1 pseudogene is annotated in these 231 nt (G+C 67.1%); it reads right to left on the bottom strand.

The annotated features are described in order from the left end of the window. Window positions 1-29: 29 nt before the first annotated feature. A pseudogene (locus tag ACQG3P_RS25000) lies at window positions 30-231 on the bottom strand (tryptophan--tRNA ligase); the annotation flags it as partial.

Here is a 231-nt window from a genome sequence, read left to right as displayed (position 1 = left end):
CCCCGCCCGTGGGTCGGTACGCCGTTGCCTCACGCCTGCTCGCGCAGCTCCTGCAATGCCGCCAGCACCCCCTCCACTTCCGCCTCGAGCTTGAACAACTCGCTCTGCAGGCCATCGCCGTGCTCGGTCTGCTTGAGCACGCCGCTCAGCTGGCCGGCATCGCGCGGCGAATCGAAGCCTTCGCTCTGGATGAGCAGCGTGCCTTCGCCGGCCTGCAGCTTGAAGTAGAAA

The organism is Stenotrophomonas sp. SrG, assembly GCF_050031795.1.
GTDB lineage: Bacteria > Pseudomonadota > Gammaproteobacteria > Xanthomonadales > Xanthomonadaceae > Stenotrophomonas > Stenotrophomonas rhizophila_A.
Note: the sequence above shows the minus strand (reverse complement) of the source record. Positions and strands in the feature narration are given on the sequence as shown.